This is a genomic window from Bradyrhizobium brasilense, assembly GCF_029714345.1.
Lineage (GTDB): Bacteria > Pseudomonadota > Alphaproteobacteria > Rhizobiales > Xanthobacteraceae > Bradyrhizobium > Bradyrhizobium australafricanum.
Genome location: NZ_CP121669.1, coordinates 8,943,540 through 8,965,821 on the forward strand (window position 1 = coordinate 8,943,540; position 22,282 = coordinate 8,965,821).

Here is a 22,282-nt window from a genome sequence, read left to right on the forward strand (position 1 = left end):
GCCTCCCTAATGCGCGAAGGGATTAGGCAGGATCTAATGCGAGGCAGGCTGTTCCGCCTTGCTCCGTCTGCCGAAGCGGTTCTTTACACCCTCGCGCCAGCCCTGGAAGGTGACGAACAGCATTGGCACCAGGAAGATGCCGACCGAGCTTGCGGCGAGCATACCACCGAACACCGCGGTGCCGACCGCACGGCGGCTGATTTCCGCGGCACCGGTCGCGACCACCAGCGGCACCAGGCCGAGGATGAAGGCAATTGATGTCATCATGACGGCGCGGAAGCGCATTTGCGCGCCCATCGTCGCGGCCTCCGCGATCGGCTTGCCGGCCTCGCGCTGCTCCTTGGCGAACTCGACGATCAGGATGCCGTTCTTGGCGGCGAGCGCGATCAGCACCACGAGGCCGATCTGACCGTAGAGATCGAGGTTGAGGCCCGCGAGCTTGATCGCAAGATAGGAACCGAACACGCCGACCGTGACCGATAGCAGCACGGGAATCGGGATCGTCCAGCTCTCATACAGCGCGACCAGGAACAGATAGGCGAACAGCACCGCGAGGCCGAGGATGATGCCGGTCTGGCCGGAGGCCGCCTGCTCCTGATAGGCGGTGCCGGTCCATTCATAGGAATAGCCGGAAGGCAGCGTCGTCTTGGAGAGCTCGGCCATCGTCGCGATCGCGGTGCCCGAGGACACGCCCGCCGCCGGGCTGCCGTTCACGGTGACCGAACGATAATTGTTGTAGCGCGTGATCACCTGCGGGCCGGTCACGATCCGCAAGGACGCGATCGAGCGGATCGGCACCATCTCGCCGCCGCTGTTGCGCACATAGATCTGCCATATGTCGGGGATGTCGCGGCGGTTGGCCGCGTCGCCCTGCACATTGACCTGCCAGGTGCGGCCGAACAGGTTGAAATTGTTGACGTAGATGCCGCCGAGCGTGGCCTGCAGCGCGGTGAAGACGTCGGCCATGTTGAGGCCGAGCGCCTGCGCCTTGGCGCGATCGATATCGAGAAAGACCGACGGGTTGGTCGCGGTGAAGGTCGAGAACACGCGGGCCAGATTTGGATTTCGGTTCGCCGCGCCGATCAGCCCGCCCATCACGCTGCTGAGCGAAGCCGGATCCTGCCCTTCCAGCGCCTCGAGCTGATATTCGAAGCCGCCGGAGGTCGAAAGCCCGATGATCGGCGGCAGGTTGAACGGCAGCACCGAGGCCTGGCGGATCTGCGATCCCCCGACGAAGGTCTGCCCGATCGCCGCCTGCACCGAGTCGGTGACGGCCTTGCGATCGGCGAACGCCTTCATGCGCGCCACCATGAAGGCCGAATTCGGCTCGCTGGCACCGTCGAGCAGCGAGAAGCCGATGATCGACAGCACATGGTCGATCGCCGGGTTCTTCTTCAACAGCGCCTCGACCTGCTTGGTGACCTCGCTGGTGCGCGCCACCGATGCGCCGTCGGGCAATTGCACCGCGATGAAGAAGGCGCCCTGGTCCTCCTCGGGCAGGAAGCCGGTCGGCGTGATCTTCGACACGCCGAACACCGCGCCGGCAAACACCAGCACCGCGACCAGCGACAGCACCGCCACACGAACCAGCCGTTGCACCACGCCGGCGTAGCGGTCGCGCACCCAGTCGATGCTGCCGAGCACCCGCCCCATGATGCCGCGGCGCGGTCCGCCATGGCGCAGGAACACGGCGCATAGTGCCGGCGACAAGGTCAGCGCATTCAGCGCCGAGATCACCATCGCGGCGCTGATCGTCACCGCGAACTGGCGGAACAGCGTGCCGGAAATGCCCGGGATGAACGCGATCGGCACGAACACCGAGAGCAGCACCAGCGAGATCGCGATGATCGGCGCGGTGATCTGCGCCATCGCCTTCTTGGTGGCGTCGGCCGGCGACAGCTCCGGCTCCTCCTCCATGACCCGCTCGACGTTCTCGACCACGACGATGGCGTCGTCGACCACGATGCCGATCGCCAGCACCATCGCCAGCAGCGAAACCGTATTGGCGGAATAGCCGAGCGCCAGCAGCACCGCGAAGGCGCCGATCAGGCTGACCGGAACCGCGACCGCCGGGATCACCGTGGCGCGCAGATTGCCGAGGAACAGGAACACCACGATCACGACGAGCACGAAGGCTTCGCCGAGCGTCTTCATCACCTCCTTGATTGTATCGGACACGAAGGTGGTGGAGTCGTATTGCACGAGATAGGTCAGCCCCGGCGGAAACCGCTCCGACAACCGCGCAAGCGTGGCCTGCACCGCCTTGGCCGTGGTCACCGCATTGGCGCCAGGCGCGAGATAGATGCCCATCGGCACGCCGGGATTGCCGTCGATCCGCGACTCCGAATCCGAGTTCTGCGCGCCGATCTCGACGGTTGCGACGTCCCTGATCCGCAGCACCGATCCGTCCGGATTGGCCCGCAGCACGATGTCGCCGAACTGCTTGGATGTCGTCAGGCGGCCCTGCGTCTGCACGTTGAACTGGAACTGCTGGTCATTGCTGATCGGACGCGCGCCGATGCGGCCGACCGGCGCCTGCACGCTTTGGGCCCGGATCGCGGCGATCACGTCCGACGGCGCCAGATTGAGGCTGGTCAGGCGCTGGGTGTCGAACCAGATCCGCATCGAATAGTTCAGCTTCGCGAACAGCGAGGCCTGTCCGACACCAGGCGTGCGCGAGATCGCGTCCAGCACGTTGATGATGGCGTAGTTGGTGATGAACAGCGGATCCTGATCGCCGCTCTTGCTGTACAGCACGATGAATTGCAGCACCGCCGAGGATTTCTTCTGCACGGTCAGGCCCTGCGCCTGCACCTCGGTCGGCAATTGCGCGAGCGCGCTCTGCACGCGGTTGTTGACGTTGACGGTGTTGATATCGGGATCGGTGCCGAGCGCGAACGAGACCGTCAGCGTGTAGCTGCCGTCATTGCCACTGGTCGACTTCATGTAGAGCATCTTGTCGACGCCCACGACCTGCGCTTCCAGCGGCTGGGCGACGCTCGATTCCACCACTTCGGCCGATGCGCCGGGGAACACGGCGGAGACCGTGACCTGCGGCGGCACGATGTCCGGGAACTGCGCGACCGGAATCTGCATCAGCGCCAGCGCGCCCGCGATCGTGATCACGAACGCGATGACGATCGCAAGCCGCGGACGATCAACGAAGACGGCAGAAATCATGGGTTATTGCCCGTCGATTTCGGCGCGTTGCTCGCGCCGCTGTCCGCCGAAACCTTCATGCTCGACTGGATCAGCGCGCTGACGGGCCCCGGCGCCACCACCTCGCCCGGCTTGACCTTCTGCAATCCCTCGACGACGACCTTGTCGCCGAGCGAGATGCCGCTCGTCACCGCCGCAATCGTTGCGGTCGATTGCCCAAGCTGGATCCGCCTTTGCTCGGCCTTGTTGTCCGCGCCGACGACATAGACATATTCGCCTTGCTGGTCCGACAGCACCGCCGAACGCGGGATCGCGAGCACCTCGACCGGCTGCACGCCTTCGAGGAGAACGGTCACGAACTCATTGTCGGTCAGCTCGCGGACCGAGCCGCCGGCTGCGACGGACGTGTACGTTGACGGGTTGGGGATGACGCCGCGCAGGGAGATGGTGTCGGTATTCTGCGCGATCGTGTTGTTGACGAAGTTCAGCTCACCCGTCTTCTCGTAGAGCCGGCCGTCCGTCAGGCGCAAACGGATGATGACGGCCTTGAAGCCGCCGCGCGTCGCATAACGGTCGCGCAGATCGAGCGCCTCGCGCACCGGCACGGGGAAAGTAACATACATCGGGTCCTGGCTGACGATGGTCGTCAAGGTTCCCGAGCTCGGCGTCACGACGTTGCCTTCGGTGACCGCCGTGCGTCCGATCCTGCCGTCGATCGGCGAGTGGATCATGGTGTAGTCGAGATTGATCTGGGACAGGTCGACCTGCGCCTGCGCGGCCTGCACCTGTGCCTCGAGGCTCTGCTGGTTGGCGACCGCCGCATCAACATTGGATTGCTGGCCGGCCGGGCCGCCCATCAGGGCCTTGGCGCGATCGGTGGTCAGCTTGGCGTTGACCAGCGTCGCCTGCAGTTGGGCGACTTGTGCTTTCTTCGACGCGAGATCGGCCTCGAACGGGCCGCGCTCGAGTTGATACAGGAGATCACCGGCCTTGACCTCCGAGCCCTCGACAAAGTTCCGCTTGTCCAGGAACGCGGTCACACGCGCCACCACGTTGACGCGGTTGGGGGCCTCGATGCGTCCGAGAAATTCATTGGTTTCGGTGATCGGCCGCTTCACCGCCTCGAACACGCCCACGGCAGGAGGCCCGGGCGGCCCCGCCTGGGCATGGGCCGCCGATACTCCCGCCGCCATTAGTCCCGCCGATACGAGAAGCCCTGCCAAGCCACCGAGCATGCGTTCCGTACCACTCATGCAGTCCAACCCTTCGGCTACCAACAGACGCTACGAGACGGATATGACGTCGAGTTCCCTCAGACCCGAAGGTCAGGATGGGCAGGTGCGTTGCAGCAGATCATAACGCGGCCAATCCGACAATGCTGTAACTCGGCCGCGATCGTTGCGCCGATCCCGACGACAGCCAGCTTTCAAGAGCGCTGCAATGCCACCATGACACAGCCATTGCTGCCGCGCGGACCGGCTCAGTGCATGCCGCCGGCGCCGAAAGCTCCCGTCAATGTGATCCACACGAGCGCACCCTCGGTACCCTCGAGGTCAGGCTGCGCTCACAACGCGATGGCGTTCTTCAAGCGAGAGGTGTCTTGATAGGCTGGCGACGCTAGACGTTCGGATAGCCACGGCCGCGCGCACTTGCCGCTGACCTCGTGCACACCGTCGAAGATGTCCATGTCGATCAAATGCGGATGGCCTGACGATGCGTAGATCGACTGCATTTGAGAAAACTTTTCATCCCGCCCAAGCTCCAGCGCGTTTGCACCGTCACGGCTCCCGATCTCGACGAACAGCGGACACGGGCAGAGCAAGTACGCCAGCTCCGCGCCGGCGTACTTGGCGCGGCCGTTGCTGAAATGAATGTAAGCCGCAAGTTCGACACCGAGATTCCTGGTGATCACGGATGACATCAGGAACTTCTTCTCGTCGCGCATATATCCGGACACGACAGTCGGCCGCATCTGCCCCGTCGCGGCTTCCAGATGCAGCGCGAGAAAGGCGCCCCAGGACACCCCGTAGACGCCGACATTCAAACCCGACGCGCCGGTGAGCTTCCTGCAAACGATTTCGCCGGCGTCGAGCGATGCGCATGACACGTTGTGGGCGGAGACACCGTGCGATGCCAGCATCGCGGCGATGTTGTTCTGGCTCTCCTGATTTCCGATTTGGATGATGTAAGGACACCAGACGACGTAGCCGTCCCGACATAGCTGTTTGCCGAGCGCGTTCATGTAGTCCTTGTCGGCATCGTCGAAGCAGCGCTCCGGCGTGCTCGCCATGCCGTGGCCGAGCAGGATCAACCCCTTGAATTCTCCGTCGGGAATTCCAAGACATCCGCGCACCGGCACACCGCATTCCAGATCGAACTCGACCTTCACGACCGAGAAGCCATCCGCGGGCGCGCGCCAGAGCACCCGGATCTCGTCCTGCGACGGCCGATAAAGCCGCCGCGCCCGGAACAGAGATCGCATCTCTCCGCGAATCTCCGAACCGGTTGCGACCGCATGCAGCCTGCCGCTTGCCGCGATATCGAACAACGACCGGCAGAACTGATCGTAGCCAAGGGTCGGCAAGTCGACATTCGCGCATGATCCCTGGCAATGGCCCAACGCCAGCCCCTCGTTGCCGGGCCGCGACGAGGGGCCGACCAGCGTCATCAACAATCCGGAAAGCGCCCTGCGGCTGATCATCGGCCCTCCCCGAGCCGACGATGGCTCGCATGAATGTCAGAGGTGGCTGCGCAAAGCGCGATGAGACCTGGTTTGAATCGTCATCGCGCTTTAGGCCGCCCCTTAGACATGATCTTTTTCGGAAAACCGCCTCGCACTTTTCCAGATCATGCCCTAGCTGGCGCCACGGATTGCGCGGATACAAATTAAAGGATGTTCATGCTCGAACGATCGCGTGCAGCGTTGCAAATGTGTGACGCCGACGAGGCTGGCGCAGCGCCTGTCACGCCAATTAGGTTTCGAGATGCTTCGGAATGTTTCCACCTGTCACGCAGCTTCGATTTTGCGACACGCGGCGATGATCGTCGGGCCCTGATTATCGGGTCTTCATCAAGTCTCTATCGAGTCTCTATCAAGTCTTGAGCCTGCCCCCGCCGACCTGGCATCGGCCTTGGAATTCGTCGTCCGGGCGCCGGCGGCCGCGTGCCGGGTCGCAGCCGAGCGAGCGAGACCCCGGCCACCGCGCGAAAATCGCGAAGAAGAGGCGGCGAAAACGTCGGAATTCCCCCTGATGCGCGTGAACGCGCACCGGAATAACCCGGACTCGTGGCTCGGGCTGAATTGCTTTACGCAATATTTCCGGGGTCGCCGGGTTTATCTATTGGGCAACAACGGTTTTTGGGATGACCGATGGCGAACGACCTGCACGAGCATCTGATTGAACTGGCCTATGAGGCCGCGGTCATCCCCGAATTGTGGCCGAATGTCCTGCATCAGGTCGGTGCGATCGCGCGTGCGCGCGGTATCGTGCTGCTGACGGCGGCCCCACACGACGTCCGCTGGGTCGCGTCGCCCGACATGCACGACGACACGGTGGCCTATGTCGAGGGCGGCTGGCACGAGCGCAACGGGCGATTGCCGCGCCTGCTCGCGGCCAACCATGCCGGCTTCCTGCGCGACATCGACGTGTTCGATACGCCCGAGGAGGTGCAGCAGGACTTCCAGATCCGCGAATTCTTCCGCCCGCGCGGGCTCGGATGGGGCGCCGGTACTGCGATCCCGGTGCCGAGCGGCGATGTGCTGATTTACAGCGTCGAGCGCGAGTACCAGCACGGGCCGATCGAGCGGGAAGCAATCGAGCAGCTCGACGCGCTGCGGCCGCATCTGGCGCGTGCGGCGCTGCTGTCGGCGCGGCTCGGGATGGAACGCGCCAGGGCGGCAACCGAATCGCTGGCGATGCTCGGCCTGCCCGCGGCAGTGCTGCGGCGCGGCGGCCGCCTGATGGCAGCCAACACGCTGTTCGACCGCCTGGTGCCCGACGTGATGCAGGATCGCGGCGAGCGCCTGACGCTGGCGGCGACCACTGCCGATGCGCTGTTCGCACAGGCGTTGGCCGCGCTTGATCAGGGACTGATCAGCGTGGAGGTGCGCTCGGTGCCGATCGCGGCGCAGGAGGATCGGCCGCCGCTGATCGTGCATCTGGTCCCGATCCACGGCGCGGCACGTGACCTGTTCGACCGCGCGGCGGCGATCGTGATCGTGACGCCAGTGGTGCCGGCCGAGGTGCCGACCGCGGAGGTGCTGCAGGGTCTGTTCGACCTGACGCCGGCGGAGGCGCGCGTTGCGCGCGGCATTGGCGAAGGACGCACCGTCGAGGCAATCGCCGGCGCATTCGGCATATCCCGCGAAACGGTGCGCAACCAGCTCAAGGCGGTGTTGGCCAAGACCGGACTGGGCCGGCAGGTGGAGCTGGCCAGACTGCTCGCCGGCGCGAAGGTGCCACCGGGGTCGTCAGGAGACTAGCGCACGCCGCGCAAGCCTCGGCACAGGGGTCGGGGCGATCCTCCGGGAATTCGCAAAACGATCGCATGTTCAAACGGTACCGGTTACGCTAGGGGTAGCTCCCCTCCGGGCGCCCCGCCCGGCGCATGTCCAGTCAATGAGTGCAACTGAATGGCCGAAGCCGACCTCGACGCCGTCATCCGGCAAACCGCAAAAGCGCAGACCAAGGCCGTGATGGCGGCTGCCAAGAAGCGCCAGGCCGTCTGGGTCACGCGCGCGGCCAAGGCCAAGGACAAGGAGACCAAGGCGCGCTTCCGCTTCCTGGCCAAGAGCACGATGATGAACGCAACCGCGACCGCCAAGCGGTTGCAGAATTCGGCCGAGAACGCCGCCGACGCCTACGCGCGCGCTATGAAGAAAGCGATGGAAGAGCCACCACCGGCAAAGAAGCCTGCGAAGAAGAAAGCCGACGGCTAGTCGATGCCGCGTTACGTCGCCCTGCTGCGCGCGGTCAACGTCGGCGGCACCGGCAAGCTGCCGATGACCGAGTTGAAGGCGATGTGCGTCGACGAGGGATTTGCCGACGCGCAGACCTATATCGCCAGCGGCAATGTCGTGTTCTCCTCGAAGCTCGGCCCGGCCAAGGTCAAAGCCGCGTTGGAGCGACGGCTGCAGGCCTATGCCGGCAAGCCGGTCAGCGTCGTCGTCCGCAGCGCGGACGAGATCGCCGCGGTGCTGAGGGCCAATCCGTTTCCGAAAGCGTCGCCGAACTATACTGTCGCGATCTTCCTCGACGAGCCGCCGCCGAAGGACGCCTTGAAGGACATCAAGGGCCAGCAGGACGAAGAGGTGCGGCTCGGCAAGCGCGAGATCTATGTCGCCTATGGCAGCGGCATGGGCCGCTCGAAGCTGAAGATCCCCGCCGCCGCCAAGGGCACCGCGCGCAACATCAACACCATCGCGAAGCTCGCCGAGCTCGCGGCGGGGGACTAAGCAATCTGTCCGGCGAATCTATGAACCGTCATCCTGAGGAGCGCGCACTTGCGCGCGTCTCGAAGGATCGACGGCCCGGCCGGTGGCCGATTCATCCTTCGAGACGGCCGCGTTGCGGCCTCCTCAGGATGACGGATCAGGTGCTTCGACTCGCTGATGGGACCGCGTTGCTAACTCTCCCGCACCGCGAATCCTTCGGCGCTGAGCCTTGCCAGCACGTCCTCCAGATGGGCGCGGTCGCGGGTTTCGATCACGAGCTCGAGCAGCGTCGCCTTCGCCGGAAGATCGGAGAAGGTGCGCTGATGCGAGACCTCGATGATATTGGCGCCGGCGTCGGCAAGCAGGATCGACACCGCCGCGAGCTGTCCGGGCCGATCAACGATGTCGAGCGCCAGTTGCGTCAGTCGTCCCTCGCGCGCGAGCTCGCGGGTCAGGACCGAGGCAATCAGCCTGGTGTCGATATTGCCGCCGGTCAGCACCAGGCCGACTGAGCTGCCCGCAAAGCGCTCGGGAGCTGCGAGCACCGCCGCGAGACCGGCGGCGCCGGCGCCTTCGACCACCGTCTTTTCGATCGAGATCAGGGTCGCGACCGCGCGCTCGATCTGGTCCTCGCTGACCAGGATGATGTCGTCGACGAGCTGGCGGACGATTTTCGTGGTGATCTGCCCGGGCGCCTTGACCGCAATGCCCTCGGCGAGGGTGTCGCCGCGCATCGGCAGCTGCTCGCCTTTGACCGCATTGTACATTGACGGATAGAGCTGGGCCTGCACACCGACGACCTGGATCGACGGCTTCAGCGCCTTCGCGGCCGTGGCGATGCCCGAGATCAGCCCGCCGCCGCCGATCGGCACCACCAGGATATCGAGCTCCGGCACCGTCGCGAGCATTTCAAGTCCGATGGTGCCTTGTCCTGCAATGATCAGCGGATCGTCATAGGGATGGATCAGGATCAAGCCCTTCTGCGCGGCATGCGAGCCGACGAACGCGAAGCATTCTTCCAGCGTCTGCCCGGTGATGATGACCTCGGCGCCGTGCCGCCTGGTGTTCTCGATCTTCACCATCGGCGTGCCGATCGGCATCACGATGGTGGCGGGGATGCCGAGCCGCTTGGCGTGATAGGCCACGCCCTGGGCGTGATTGCCGGCCGACATCGCGATCACGCCGCGCTTGCGCTCCCCGGGCGACAGCGCCTGCAGGCGATTCAGCGCGCCACGCTCCTTGAAGGTCGCGGTGAACTGCAGGTTCTCGAATTTGAGGAACAGGCGGCAGCCGCAGATCTCGCCCAGCGTGCGGCTCTCGTTGCAGGCCGTGACCATGACCGCATCCCGGATCACATCCGCGGCACGGCGTATGTCGGCAAGCGTGATGGCGGCGGTATGGGCAGGCTGCGGCATCGGGTTTCGCTTTGGTCCGTTTCGTCAGACGGAACCTAGCGGGTTTCGGCGCCGAAAACGACCGTGCTATCGTGCGGCTAACACCCGTTCCTCCGGCCTCGCCGGCCCGGTCAGTTGAACCTCATCACATTTCGGGCATACCAGCGCGGTGCGGAAATGCTTGTCGAGCACAATGGTTCGCGTCCTGCCGCACTGGCAGCGCATCGGCTTATCCATGGAAGACCGGCCCGGGTTAGAGATGCAAGGAAAGCGTGCGCCGGGCTACCTCGGTCCAGTTAACCCAATATGACTTGAGGCCGGATAATTTGTCGCGCGGCTAAAAGAGACCAACGCTGAGATCGAGGCCGTAGCTTGCCCTGAGCGCCGCGACGAACAGGACCGCGGAGGCAAGCAGCAGGACATGCCGGGCGATGCTGCTCCGAAGCGAATTGGTCGGAAACGCGCGTGCGATCGATTGAGCCAAAGCAGTCATTTGCGACCTCCGAACCCACGTCCCGAAGGTAGGTCGCGGGCAGCGCAGTGAGGTTCAATGCGGCTCGCGGATCGGCCGGCGGCGCGCCAACGTGCTCTGTTCGGGATCACGCTGTGGCCGCACCCGGCTTTTGAAGCGGTGACCGACCACGATCAGCTTGCCCTCGGCGCGGATCGCGGCCTCGGCCGCGGGCGCGGACGGCAGATTGTCTTGCGTTACCGCTTCCAGCGCGCGCAGCAACTCACGACCGGACGATGTGATCTCCCAGCCTTCGACGTCACGGAGCACATAGCGATTGCTAAAGATGTCGAGTTCGGGAACCCGCGACGCCAGACGTTTGATCCGCGCATGCCAATCGTCGCCGCTGGATGAGAGGATTGCGAGGTCGTGCTTGAGTGAATTGAGGGTGGCTCTGCCGCCGACGTGACTGGCCAATATTTTTAAGATCGCAACCTGTATGCTCAACTCGACGCCTCGACCGCCACGGTTCTTTTTGTTCTGCGCAGCCGACCAGGAAATTATCGCGCTGATGACTGAGGCGTCCAGTCATCAGCGCCAGTTATCCAGAACCCGACAAGACGGTATCGACTTGCGCCGCGCCTGATGTGCCGACGCGGCGCTCGGGCCGGTGCGACGACATCGATTCCTCCTCCATATCCTGCGGCGCGCCCCAAAATTCCTGCACGGTCGGCCCGTTCTTCAACCTCTTGTCGCGCAGGAAGCCGAGGATTTCATGCGGCCAGACCCGGCGGCCCATCTGCGTGTACCAGCGCATCGCGTGACGAAGTCCGGCGTCGCGGTGAAGCAGCACGCGGAGCAGCGCCTTCGGGCGGCATTGCAGCACCATCTCGGTGAACTTGAACCAGAGCAGCACGCGCCATGGTGGCATGTGCCGGGTCGCCAGCACCTGATGCTTGTAGTCCCAGAGCCTGCGATCGGTCTGGATGACGCGCCGCTCCGCCGCGAGCCGGAAATACGGCGTCCAGCGATGCGGCGTGACGTAGAGCATCTGGATCTGGTCGGGATCATAGGACAACAGCTGCCTGAGACCGCGCCAATGATCGCGGTCGGTCTCCTCCTCGAAGCCGACCACCCAGGTCGCCATCGACAGGATGCCGTGCTGGCGCATCAAACGGATGGCTTCGCGATCAATCGTGGTGGTCGCGCCCTTGCGGATCAGCTCCAGCGTCTTCTCGTCGGTGTTCTCCATGCCGAGCAGGAAGCGCTGCCAGCCCGCTTTCTTGTAGAGATGCAGGATATCGGCGTCGCGCACGATGTCGTCGGCGCGGGTCGAGCCGACCAGGATCAGATCGACATCCTCCGCGATCAGGGCCTCGAGAAAGGCCCGCCACGCCTTCTTCGAGACGGTCGGATTCTCGTCGGCGAAATTGATCACCTTGACGCCGTGCTCGCGATGGAGCCGCGCCAGCTCCTTCGCAAAGCGCACGGGATCGCGGTGCCGCCACCGCGTCCAGAAGCCGCGCTGGCCGCAGTAATTGCACAGATGCGGACAGCCGCGCGAGAACTGCACGACGACGGCGCACAGGCCGCCCCAATAGCTGTAGCGCGCGTGATCGATCAATTCCCAGCCGACGCGATAGGCATCGAGATCACGGATGACAGGCGCAGGCGGAGTCACGCGCGGCCCGTAATCGTCGCGAAATGCGATGCCGTTGATGATGCGGAGATCCTCGCCGGCCTCCAGCGCCCGCATCAGACGCCGCGCTGTCTCTTCGCCCTCGCCGCGCACGATCGCGGTGACGTAGCGCTCCTCGCGCAGGATGTCGCGCCAGTGATAGGTCGGAAACACGCCGCCATAGACGATCCGCACACCGGGCACGGCCTTGACGATCGCCTGCGCCACCTCGGCGATGACAGGATGGCCCGACGTCGAGCCGGAATGGCCGAACAGCACCGCATCCGGTGCAAATCTCGATGCCTCCGCCACGATGGCTTGGACCGGCATCGGCCCGAACTCGGCATCGATAAGATCGACGTCGTGGCCGTCATCGATCAGGGGGCCGCCGATCGACAACAGGCCAAGTGGCGGCAGATGGTCGTCGGGGATCCGGCTGCCGATCGCCGGGTGCGGCACGTTGATGAGAAGAATGCGCATGGATGATCGCTCCCGCTTTGGTTGGCGTGATCGTTCGTCCCCGCATCTTGTGAGAGAGAGCCCAACCCCCCGGCCGGGCTTTAGGAAGAGAGCAGTTGGCGCGGCTTGACGCGTTAGAGGTTCGGCACCTCCGCCGGCGCGATCGCGGTCAGTCCGCCGAAGCGGCGCTCGCGGCGATGGAAGGAGCCGAGTGCGTCGGCGAGATCGTCGGCATCGAATTCGGGCCACATCCGCTCGGTGAAATGCAGCTCGGCATAGGCGCCCTCCCAGAGCAGGAAGTCCGACAGCCGCTTCTCGCCCGAGGTGCGGATGATCAGGTCGACGTCGCGCAGCCCGGCCTCGCCGGTGATGAGATCGGAGAACGTCTCGCGGCTGAGCTCGCCGGCACCGGCCGCGCGCGCGGCGGCGTTCAGGATGGCGTCGCGCGCCGAATAGTCGATCGCGATGCGCAGATGCAGCGTGGTGCCGCCGGCGGTCTCGGCCTCGGCGCGCCTGATCGCGGCGGCGATGCCGTCGGGCAGCCGGTCGCGGCGGCCGATCACGGTGAGGCGAACGCCGTTGCGCACGAGCGCAGCGATCTCGTTGGCGAGATAGAAGCGCAGCAGCCCCATCAGTGCCGCGACCTCGGCCTTCGGACGGCGCCAATTGTCGCTCGAGAAGGCGTAGAGCGTCAGCGTGCCGACACCCTGGTCCGGCGCGGCCTCGACGATGCGGCGGATCGCCTCGACGCCGGCCTCGTGTCCGCGCAGCCGTGACAGGCCGCGCCGCGTCGCCCAGCGGCCATTGCCGTCCATGATGATGCCGACATGGAGCCTGATGGCGGCTTCCGGCTTGAGCGCGACGTTACTTTGCATCACAAAGTCTCCGGACAAAATGAGATGGTTCAAACCGGCTGGATACCGAGGCGGCCGGCCGCGCCGTCGTCCTTGCCGACGGTCTTCTCAGCCTTGCCGGCAGCCTTTTCTGCCGTGCCGGCAGCCTTGGCCGCGTCACGCACCAGCTGCTCGAGCACGGCGAGATAGTCGAGGAAGCGGCGGCGACCGCTCTTGGTCAGGCGGCAGGTGGTGTGCGGACGATTGCCTTCATAGCCCTTGATGACGTCGACGAGACCGGCCTCCTGCAGCACTTGGAGGTGCCGGCTGAGGTTGCCGTCGGTCAGGCCGCAGAGCTGCTTGAGATCGGCAAAGGCGAGCCCCTTCGGATGCGCCATCAGCGAGGTCAGCAGGCCGAGCCGCGCCTTCTCGTGGATGACGCGGTCGAGGCCGTCATAGGCGAACGGCGCGGTGGTCAGGTCAGTCTTCGGCATCATGGCCTCCGGAAGCGAAATAGAGCAGCGCTGCGAGCAGCAACTGGCCGATCGCGAATGGCAGTCCCATGGTCCAGGGCGACAGCGCGTGGCTCTGGCTTGCGATCAAGAGCACCGTGAAGCCCGACAGGAAATACCAGGCGCCGCCGAGCGCGATCGTGCGCGGCAGCAGGCGGACCGAGGCGAACACGCCGAGGCTGACCAGCACCTGCCACAGGCCGGGCAGCATCCACAACGTCTCGGGCGCGAACTTCCATTGCAGGATCGCGAGCAGCACGCCGGCGATCGCCGCGGGAACGAACTGCTCGATCGCCTGCTGGACCATCGCGTCCGCAAGGCCGGAATGATGCCGCCGCGAGCGCGCCTGCATCTCGATCCAGATCAGCACGGCGGAGACCAACGCGGCCGCCGCCCAGCCTGCGAGGAACGCGATCGGATGAGCGGTGGGATCGGCGAGCCAGAGATATTGCGCAAGCGCCGTGACCAGCGCGATGCCGCTGGTGGCGGCGACGGTTGCCGGACCGTAGCCGCGGAACGCCGTTCCGGCCGCAATCTGGCTGCGGATGGCGAGGATATCGGCCAACGCCTTGTCGAGGTCACGCATGATTCGCCCGAACTTTGTATTGCAAAGTATACGGGATCACCAAGTAAACGCAAGCGGCATCGCGCGGCTTGCCGAGCGTGATGTTTAACAGCCGGTTACTGCGCGGATTGCGGCGAAACCGTGCCGCGTCAGACCTTCACCAGGCTGGCGAAGCCGCCATAGATCATCCGCTTGCCGTCGAACGGCACGTCACCCATGCTCATCGATGCCAGGCGCGGATCGGCCATCACCTTGGCGTTGATCCGATCGCGCTGGGCGCGCGACTTGTAGGTGATCCAGGCAAACACGACGGTTTCGCCGGCCTTCAGTTTCACGCTCTGCGGAAATGAGGTCAGCTTGCCTGGCTTGACGTCGTCGGCGACCCATTCGCGATAATCCAGTGCGCCATACTCGCGCCAGACCTTGCCAGCCTTCTTCGAGAGTTGCGCATAGGCTTTGAGTTTCTTCTTCGGCACGGCGACGATGAATCCATCGACGTAAGGCATTGGGCGGTTTCCTGCTGTTTGGGCTCCCTGTCATTGCGAGCGCCAGCGAAGCAATCCATCTCTCCAAACGCTGAAGATGGATTGCTTCGTCGCTTCCACGCAAAATTGCCCTGCAATTTTGTCGCGAGCCCCTCGCAATGACGATCAGCTGTGACAGCAGGATGCCTGAACCGGCGCCGGTTGGTACTGGTCACGTAGCCGCACCCAATCCATCGGATAGGGCAATCCTTCCTCGTGGCGGCCGAGCGGCGTCAGGTCGAGATAGTGATAGGCGGCATTCATCATGTCGAGGCCGCGCGCGAAGGTCGAGTAAGTGTGGAACACGCTCCCTGTCTCATCGCGGAAGAACACGCTGATGCCGGGCAGTTCGGGACCATAGAGCGGCGTCGTTCCATAATTGTATTTCGCGTCCCCCGCATCGATCTGCCCTTGCGTGAACGACACGCCGTAATCGTAGTTGAAGTCGCTCTCTCCCGAGGAGACCCAATCGAAGGTCCAGCCCATCCGCGCCTTGAATGCGTCGAGCTTGACGAGCGGCGCCCGCGAGATCGCGATCATCGTGGTGTCGCGCGCAGCCAGATGCGGAACCATTCGCTCGAAGCCGTCGACCCAGAACGAGCAGCTCTTGCACGCTGCGTCCCACTCCGGCGCGAACATCACATGCTGCACCACGAGTTGCGGCCTGCCCTTGAAGAGATCGCCGAGCGTCATTTTGCCGCCCGGCCCGTCGAACACATAGTCCTTGTCGACCTTGACCCAGGGCAGTTCGCGGCGCTGCCGGCTGAGCGCTTCGCGGGCCTGGGTCAGCTCCTTCTCACCGGCCATCAATGCCTTGCGGGCTGCGATCCATTCTTCGCGCGAGACGATCATGTGCTGTTGCATGGGATGCTCCTTTGCAGGTCAGGCGTCGACGAAGCTTTCCAGATTGCCAAGGAATGCGGTCCAGCCGCGCTGGTGGTTGTCGCGGGCGGTCTCATCGACGAACTGCGCGTGATGGAAGGTGAGCAACGTACCGCCGGCATCGGGCTTGATCGATATCGTCACCTCGGATTCGCGTTCGGGCGTCGAATGCCAGGCCCAGCTGAACACCAGCTTCTCGTTCGGCACCACCTCACGATAGACGCCGCCAACCTCGTGATATTCGCCGTTGGTGCCGATGAATCCGATGCGATAGCGTCCGCCGACGCGGACATCGAGCTCCGCACGCGTCGTGGCCGGCTTGACCCCACCCGGTCCGAACCACTGCGCTAGATTTTCCGGCTCGGTCCACGCGGCGTAGACTTTTTCCGGCCGCGCGCGGAGGCGCCGCGTGAGGGTGAGGCTTGGGCGCGCGGCGAGGCCGGCGTCGGCGGCGACTGCGGATTGGTTTGCCATGGTTCTTCCTCCACAAAGGCGGCAAGGCGGTCGAGATTGTCGGACCAGAATTGCGCATAGCCATTGAGCCAGTTCATCGCCTGCTCCATCGGCCGTGCGGTGAGCCGGCACGCCACCGTGCGGCCGGTCTTTTCGCGCGCGACGAGACCTGCATCGGTGAGCACGTCGAGATGCTTCATGATCGCCGGCAGCGACATCGCGAATGGCTGCGCCAGTTCGCTCACCGACAGGCTTTCCTGGTCGCCGAGCCGCGCCAGCAGCGCGCGACGGGTGGGATCGGAAAGCGCCGCAAAGGTGCGGTCCAGCGTCTCGTCCGGATACTTAACCATGTGGTTTAGTATAGGCACAAACGGCGCGACGTCAAGTGCGCGGCTTCACGATCGCGTCAGGATGGACCCGGCGCAAGGGACGAACGTCAGGAACGGTGGCGACAGGCTGCCTTGCGGTGATGCCGCAACGCTAGTCGGGATATACGGTCCGGTGCCGACGCTGATAGCGGCCCGGCGGTGGCGGCGGCGGTTCGCTGAACAGGAAGCGCGGATTCTCGCCGCAATAGAGATAGCGGCCGGACACGCTCGCGAGGCATTGCTGGTAGGTCCGGTAAGCGCATTCGCCGGGATAACCCAGGCTCGGGCCCTGCGCGCACCATGGGTAGTCATAAGGATCGGCGGAAGCGGGCGTGATACTCGCCGCGCCTGCGAGCGTCATCGTTCCCAGAACAAGCATTGCCAATCCCGATGCGCGCATGATCCGGCTCCTCGGACGCCGCAGTTAGCCAGGTGCGGCATCTTTGATAAGGTTCCTGAACGTCATTTTATTCCGGGTCAAGGCCGACGAATTCGGCTTCGGCCAGGGACCGGCTGTACCACGCGGGCCACGTTTGTCCCGCGCGATCCAGCATCGCGACTCTTGCGAGGCCTACTCGACCTTGAGGCCGGCGAACTCGACCACCTTCTTCCACTTGTCGGTCTCGGCCTTGATGTCGTTGCCGAAGGCTTCCGGCGTCTGGATCAGCGGATCGCCGCCGAGCTCGACCAGACGCTTCTTCATGTCGGGTTCGGCGAGCACGGCGTTGATCTCGGTGTTGAGCTTGGCGACAACTTCCTTCGGCATGTTCTTCGGCGCGCCCATGCCAAACAGCGCGCTCGCCTCGTAGCCCTTCACGGTTTCGGCGACCGACGGAACATCGGGCAGTTGCGAGGATCGCTCCGTTGACGTCACAGCCAGCGCGCGCAACGCGCCGGAGCGGATGTGCTGGATGATCGAGGGCATGTTGTCGAAGATCACCTGCACCTGGCCGCCGAGCATGTCGGTGATCGCGGGCGCGGCGCCGCGATACGGCACGTGCTGCATCTTGCAGCCGGTCATCGCCATGAACATCTCGCCGGAGAGATGCACCGAGGTGCCGTTGCCGGAAGAGGCCATGTTCACCTTGCCGGGATTGGCCTTCACATATTCGATGAACTCGGCGACGGTCTTGGCCGGCACGTCCTTGTTGACGGTCATCACGTTCGGCACGCGATTGAACGAAGCAACCGGCGCGACGTCGCGCACGAAGTTGAACTTCAGATTGGCGTAAAGCGAGGCATTGATGTAATTGGCCGGATTGACCAGCAGCACGGTGTAGCCGTCCGGCTCGGCATTGATCGCCGCCTCGGTGCCGATATTGTTGCCGGCGCCCGGCTTGTTCTCGATCACGAATTGCTGCCCGAGCCTCTCCGACAGCCGCTGCCCGACCAGGCGCGCGATGATGTCGGTGGCGCCGCCCGGCGGATAACCCACGATCCAGCGCACCGGCCGCGCCGGATAGTCGGCAGCGGAAGCGCGGCCGATCGCGAATGTCGAAATCCCCGACCCGATCAGGCCCAGCGCGGTACGGCGTGAAATCATGAAGCTTCTCCCAATCCAGCAGGGTTTGGCGCCCTGCCCGTTTCTGTTGCGTTGCGTGCGGCGCGGTTTTAACAAACAATGCCTGAAGCGACCAGTGCGACACGTGCGCCGCCGACCGCGACGAAAGACTAAGCTTCGGCACTGATCGCACCAGAACCGGCGACCACATCGCTCGAAAGCACTCTGGACCGAAGAGGATCGATCATGTCCGTCAAGGTGAATGGCCTCGACCATCTCGTGATCAACGTCACCGATGTCGTGCGCTCGGTTGCCTGGTACAGCAGGATCCTCGGCATGGAGGTGAAGGTGTTCGACCCGGGCAAGGGCAAGACACCGCGCACCTCGCTGGTGTTCGGCAACCAGAAGATCAATGTGCGGCCGCGCGATGCCGACAAGGTGGACTGGTTCACCGCCGATCACGAGGCGGCCGGCAGCGACGATCTCTGCTTCCTCACTTCGAGCACGCCCGAGGAAGTGGTCGCACATCTGAAGGCCAATGGCGTCAGAATCGAGGAAGGCCCGGTGGCCAAGCAGGGCGCGCGCGGCACGCTGCGCTCGGTCTATTGCCGCGACCCCGACGGCAGCCTGATCGAGATCTCGTCATACGAGAAGAACGCGACGTAGCTTTCGTTCGTCCTTGCGAGCCGACGCGGCGTGCGAATGCGCGCCCGATGACGGCTGCCGCGAATAAATCGATCTCTTCCGTGCGGCGGAACAGATTGCTTCAGCGCAAAACCGCTTTGCAAATCCCGATTTGCTCTCGGCACACGCCGATGGCAGAACTGCTCCCAACCAAGATCAATGGCGGCCGGCAAGGCCGCGCGGGAGGACATATGAGCAATTCAAAAGCAGTGCCGGGCATCGTGGGACCGTTTGCGGGACTCGACGTGCCATGGCTGCTGCGGATGCGCGCCGAGGTGCGGCGCGACCATCCATTCCTGATCTGGGCGCCATTCGACGCGCCGGCACGGCGCTGGAGCTACGGCGAATTCCATGAGCGGGTCGGCGCGCTCGCTGCGGGCCTTGCGAAGCGCGGCATCCGGCAGGGCGACTATGTCCTGGTCCATCTCGACAATTGCGTCGAAGCGATCATGTCGTGGTTCGCCTGCGTCGAGCTCGGCGCCATCGCCGTCACCACCAACACCCGCTCGGCCGCCGCCGAGATCGAATATTTTGCCGGCCATTGCGGCGCGGTCGCCGCGATCACCCAGCCGGCCTATGCCGGGCTGATATCAGCCAACTGCAAGGGCCTGCGCTGGATCGCGGTGACCTCGCACGACGCCGGGCAAGCGCCGGCACAACCGCCCGCGCGCGGCGACAGTTTTGACGCGCTGTTTGCCGACGGTGCCGACCGGCCACGTCGCCCAACCGATCCGCTCGCCCCCTGCAGTGTACAATACACCTCCGGCACCACGTCGCGGCCGAAGGCGGTGCTGTGGACCCACGCCAACGCGCTGTGGGGCGCCAAGATCAACGCCGCGCATCAGGACCTGCACGCCTTTGACGTGCATCAGACCTATCTGCCGCTGTTTCACACCAACGCGCTGGCCTATTCGATGCTGGCGAGCCTGTGGGTCGGGGGCACCTGCGTGATCCAGCCGCGCTTCTCGGCGAGCCGCTTCTGGCCGGTGGCGCTCGAGCACGGCTCGACCTGGACCTCGACGATCCCGTTCTGCATGAAGGCGCTGCTGGAGCACGAGGTGCCGAAGAATCACAAGTTCCGGCTCTGGGGCACCGCCGTGAACGAGCCGCCGGCGTTCAGCGTGTTCGGCATCAAGATCATCGGCTGGTGGGGCATGACGGAGACCATCACCCACGGCATCATCGGCGAGGTCGATCAGCCCAACACGCCGATGTCGATCGGCCGCGCCGCCCCCGAATACGAAATCCGCATCGTCAATGACGACGGCGCGCCGACCGGCGTCGGTGAGACCGGCAATCTCCTGATCAAGGGCATTCCCGGCCTGTCGCTGTTCGCCGAATATCTGCACAACGAGACGGCCACGCGCGAGAGTTTTGACGAGCACGGCTACTTCATCACCGGTGACCGCGTCACGATGCTGGAGCGCGGCTACATCAAGTTCGGCGACCGCTCCAAGGACATGCTGAAGGTCGGCGGCGAGAATGTCGCGGCCTCCGAGATCGAACAGGTGATCGCGGTGGTGCCGGGCGTACGCGAAGCCGCCGTGGTGGCGAAGAAGCATCCGATGCTGGACGAGGTGCCCGTCGTCTTCATCATCCCGCAAGCCGGCGTCGCCGCGTTGCCCGTCGACCTCCACGACAACATCATGGCCGCTTGCCGTGCAGGCCTCGCCGACTTCAAGGTGCCGCGCGAAATCCGCTTCGTCGACGAGATGCCGCGCTCGACGCTGGAGAAGGTCGCGAAGGCGGAGCTTAGGAAGATGGTGGAGTAAGGTTTTTCTCCGTCATTGCGAGGAGCGGAGCGACGAAGCAATCCATGTTTCCGCGTGTGCGGCGCTATGGATTGCTTCGCTTCGCTCGCAATGACGGACGGACTTCAATTCACCTCGAACCGGATCGGCAGCTTCTTCGGGCCGTTGACGAAATAGGCTTGGGTCATCTTCACCTCGCCGTCGAGCGACAGCGACTTCAGGTGGGGAAGCAGCTCCTCGAACAGGATGCGCATCTCGAGCTTGGCGAGGTACTGACCGAGGCAGAGATGCGCGCCATAGCCGAACGCGACATGGCGGTTGGGCTTGCGATCACTGCGGAAGCGATCGGGGTCCTCGAACACCTCCTCATCGCGATTGCCCGAGGCGTAGCACAGCATCAGCCAATCGCCCTTGGCGATCTTGCGGCCGCCGAGCTCGGTATCCGCGGTGGCCGAGCGCATGAAATGCTTGACCGGCGTCATCCAGCGGATCGACTCGTCGACCAGGCCCGGGATCAGTTCCGGATTGGCCTTCACCTTGGCGAATTCCGCGGGGTCCCTGGCCAGCGCCCAGATCGCGCCCGCGGTCGAGGATGAGGTGGTGTCGTGGCCCGCGGTCGCGACGATCATGTAATAGCTGGTCTGATCGTGCTCCGGCATGTAGTCGCCGCCGATCTTCGCGTTGGCGATGACGGTGGCGAGATCGTCGCGCGGGTTCCGGCGGCGATCCTCGGTAATCTTGCGGAAGTAGGCGGAGAAGTCGGCGATGATCGCCTGCAACATCGCGGAGACCTGCTCCGCACTGAGCGCGTCGCGGACGCGTGCGGTGTCGGGATCCTGCGGCCCGAATAGCTCCTGGGTCAGCTTGAGCATGCGCGGCTCGTCCGCCTCGGGCACGCCGAGGATCTCCATAATGACGTGCAGCGGATAGCCGAGCGCGACGTCCTCGACGAAGTCGCAGGCGCCGCCCCTCGCGAGCATGCGCTGCACCGTGGCGCGCGCGATCTCGCGGACGCGGGCCTCGAACTTGCCGAGATTGGCCGGCATGAACCAGCCTTGCGTCAGCGCGCGATATTTCGGGTGATCGGGCGCGTCCATCTGGACCAGCGAGCGCACCAAATTGGGCCCGCCCGTGATCTTGCGAACGCGCTCCTCGAGCGCCTGCGTCGTCAGCGTGGTCGGCCGATCGGCGTTGTGGAACAGCTCGTTCTGCCGGCTGATTGCCTGGATATGCGCGTGCTTGGTCACCACCCAGAACGGATCGAACTTCTCGGGCCGCGCGATGCCGAGCGGATTGTTGGCGCGCAGCCAGCGATAGCTGTCGTGGATGCGGTCGTCCGCATAGGCGACGGGATCGACGAGGGTTGCCGCGATGTCGGCGGGGATGTCGAAATCCCCGGTCGTTGCCGTATCCATGATCGTCCTCACCCGTCGGAGCATCGGTCTTGCCGATGATCACCGGAATCTAGGCGGAGGTAAGGAGGACGACTTGCGTTGATTGGCTAGGATCCCCGCCAAAGGCGTCATTGCGAGGAGCCAACGGGTCGCGCGAACGCGCGCCCGACGACAGGCTCCGCGACGAAGCAATCCATCGGCCCGCACACGCGGAGCGATGGATTGCTTCGCTTCGCTCGC

At 64.6% G+C, this 22,282-nt stretch carries 21 protein-coding genes and 1 pseudogene; 5 read left to right on the plus strand and 17 right to left on the minus strand.

Annotated elements, in window-relative coordinates; translation table 11 throughout:
• Positions 1-33 precede the first annotated feature (33 nt).
• The 3 genes from QA635_RS41395 to QA635_RS41405 form a co-directional block, all read right to left on the minus strand.
• Entirely contained in the window at positions 34-3,180 is a 3,147-nt protein-coding gene (locus tag QA635_RS41395) for an efflux RND transporter permease subunit (RefSeq protein WP_283065933.1), read from the minus strand.
• Positions 3,177-4,352 (minus strand): efflux RND transporter periplasmic adaptor subunit, encoded by a 1,176-nt coding sequence (locus QA635_RS41400; protein WP_283065935.1) that lies wholly within the window; start codon positions 4,350-4,352, stop codon positions 3,177-3,179. The genes QA635_RS41395 and QA635_RS41400 overlap by 4 nt, the downstream gene beginning before the upstream one ends.
• Before the next feature lie 371 nt (positions 4,353-4,723).
• The gene (locus QA635_RS41405) at positions 4,724-5,860 is read right to left on the minus strand and encodes a hypothetical protein (RefSeq protein WP_283065936.1); all 1,137 of its coding nucleotides are present in this window, start codon (positions 5,858-5,860) and stop codon (positions 4,724-4,726) included.
• A 669-nt stretch (positions 5,861-6,529) separates the two neighbouring features.
• Here QA635_RS41405 and QA635_RS41410 point away from each other — a divergent pair.
• The 3 genes from QA635_RS41410 (at position 6,530) to QA635_RS41420 (ending at position 8,614) form a co-directional block, all read left to right on the plus strand.
• Entirely contained in the window at positions 6,530-7,642 is a 1,113-nt protein-coding gene (locus QA635_RS41410; protein WP_283065939.1) for a helix-turn-helix transcriptional regulator, read from the plus strand.
• 150 nt (positions 7,643-7,792) lie between these two features.
• Positions 7,793-8,098, plus strand: a complete 306-nt coding sequence (locus QA635_RS41415) for a hypothetical protein (protein WP_283065941.1) — start codon at positions 7,793-7,795, stop codon at positions 8,096-8,098.
• A gap of 3 nt (positions 8,099-8,101) precedes the next feature.
• Entirely contained in the window at positions 8,102-8,614 is a 513-nt protein-coding gene (locus QA635_RS41420; protein WP_283065943.1) for a DUF1697 domain-containing protein, read from the plus strand.
• A gap of 170 nt (positions 8,615-8,784) precedes the next feature.
• Here QA635_RS41420 and QA635_RS41425 read toward each other — a convergent pair whose 3' ends face one another.
• From QA635_RS41425 to QA635_RS41485, 13 genes and pseudogenes are all read right to left on the minus strand, one after another.
• Positions 8,785-10,008, minus strand: coding sequence for a threonine ammonia-lyase (locus QA635_RS41425; protein WP_283065945.1), 1,224 nt, complete (start codon positions 10,006-10,008; stop codon positions 8,785-8,787).
• 316 nt (positions 10,009-10,324) lie between these two features.
• A complete protein-coding gene (locus tag QA635_RS41430; protein WP_283065947.1) occupies positions 10,325-10,480 on the minus strand; it encodes a response regulator in 156 nt (51 codons plus the stop codon).
• A gap of 54 nt (positions 10,481-10,534) precedes the next feature.
• Positions 10,535-10,945 carry an aminoacyl-tRNA deacylase gene (locus QA635_RS41435; protein WP_283065949.1) on the minus strand — a complete coding sequence of 137 codons (411 nt, stop codon included), beginning with the start codon at positions 10,943-10,945 and terminating at the stop codon, positions 10,535-10,537.
• Between the two features lie 94 nt (positions 10,946-11,039).
• A complete protein-coding gene (gene bchE / locus QA635_RS41440; protein ID WP_283065951.1) occupies positions 11,040-12,596 on the minus strand; it encodes a magnesium-protoporphyrin IX monomethyl ester anaerobic oxidative cyclase in 1,557 nt (518 codons plus the stop codon).
• A gap of 113 nt (positions 12,597-12,709) precedes the next feature.
• The gene (locus tag QA635_RS41445; protein WP_283065953.1) at positions 12,710-13,450 is read right to left on the minus strand and encodes a di-trans,poly-cis-decaprenylcistransferase; all 741 of its coding nucleotides are present in this window, start codon (positions 13,448-13,450) and stop codon (positions 12,710-12,712) included.
• Between the two features lie 29 nt (positions 13,451-13,479).
• Complete coding sequence (locus tag QA635_RS41450) at positions 13,480-13,902, minus strand: transcriptional regulator (protein ID WP_225646647.1); 423 nt, start codon at positions 13,900-13,902, stop codon at positions 13,480-13,482.
• On the minus strand, positions 13,889-14,506 hold the full coding sequence (locus tag QA635_RS41455; protein ID WP_057015349.1) for a hypothetical protein: 618 nt from the start codon (positions 14,504-14,506) through the stop codon (positions 13,889-13,891). Before QA635_RS41455 ends, QA635_RS41450 begins: the two co-directional genes overlap by 14 nt.
• Before the next feature lie 128 nt (positions 14,507-14,634).
• Positions 14,635-14,991, minus strand: a complete 357-nt coding sequence (locus QA635_RS41460) for a DUF1428 domain-containing protein (protein ID WP_028335567.1) — start codon at positions 14,989-14,991, stop codon at positions 14,635-14,637.
• Positions 14,992-15,135: 144 nt separating this feature from the next.
• The gene (locus QA635_RS41465; RefSeq protein ID WP_283065955.1) at positions 15,136-15,873 is read right to left on the minus strand and encodes a DUF899 domain-containing protein; all 738 of its coding nucleotides are present in this window, start codon (positions 15,871-15,873) and stop codon (positions 15,136-15,138) included.
• Between the two features lie 18 nt (positions 15,874-15,891).
• Positions 15,892-16,254, minus strand: a pseudogene (locus tag QA635_RS41470) (SRPBCC family protein); the annotation flags it as partial.
• A complete protein-coding gene (locus tag QA635_RS41475; RefSeq protein WP_283065957.1) occupies positions 16,239-16,694 on the minus strand; it encodes an ArsR/SmtB family transcription factor in 456 nt (151 codons plus the stop codon). The pseudogene QA635_RS41470 and the gene QA635_RS41475, both read right to left, overlap by 16 nt.
• 130 nt (positions 16,695-16,824) lie before the next feature.
• Positions 16,825-17,112, minus strand: a complete 288-nt coding sequence (locus tag QA635_RS41480; RefSeq protein ID WP_076824556.1) for a DUF3551 domain-containing protein — start codon at positions 17,110-17,112, stop codon at positions 16,825-16,827.
• 171 nt (positions 17,113-17,283) lie between these two features.
• Positions 17,284-18,255: a Bug family tripartite tricarboxylate transporter substrate binding protein gene (locus QA635_RS41485; RefSeq protein ID WP_092080933.1), complete on the minus strand. Its 972-nt coding sequence runs from the start codon at positions 18,253-18,255 to the stop codon at positions 17,284-17,286.
• Between the two features lie 204 nt (positions 18,256-18,459).
• Between QA635_RS41485 and QA635_RS41490 the strand changes: the two genes are divergently transcribed.
• Both QA635_RS41490 and QA635_RS41495 read left to right on the plus strand, forming a co-directional pair.
• Positions 18,460-18,879 (plus strand): VOC family protein, encoded by a 420-nt coding sequence (locus QA635_RS41490; protein ID WP_057015344.1) that lies wholly within the window; start codon positions 18,460-18,462, stop codon positions 18,877-18,879.
• Between the two features lie 209 nt (positions 18,880-19,088).
• Entirely contained in the window at positions 19,089-20,669 is a 1,581-nt protein-coding gene (locus QA635_RS41495; protein WP_283065960.1) for an AMP-binding protein, read from the plus strand.
• Positions 20,670-20,773: 104 nt separating this feature from the next.
• Here QA635_RS41495 and QA635_RS41500 read toward each other — a convergent pair whose 3' ends face one another.
• A complete protein-coding gene (locus QA635_RS41500; protein WP_283065962.1) occupies positions 20,774-22,063 on the minus strand; it encodes a cytochrome P450 in 1,290 nt (429 codons plus the stop codon).
• Positions 22,064-22,282: the final 219 nt, after the last annotated feature.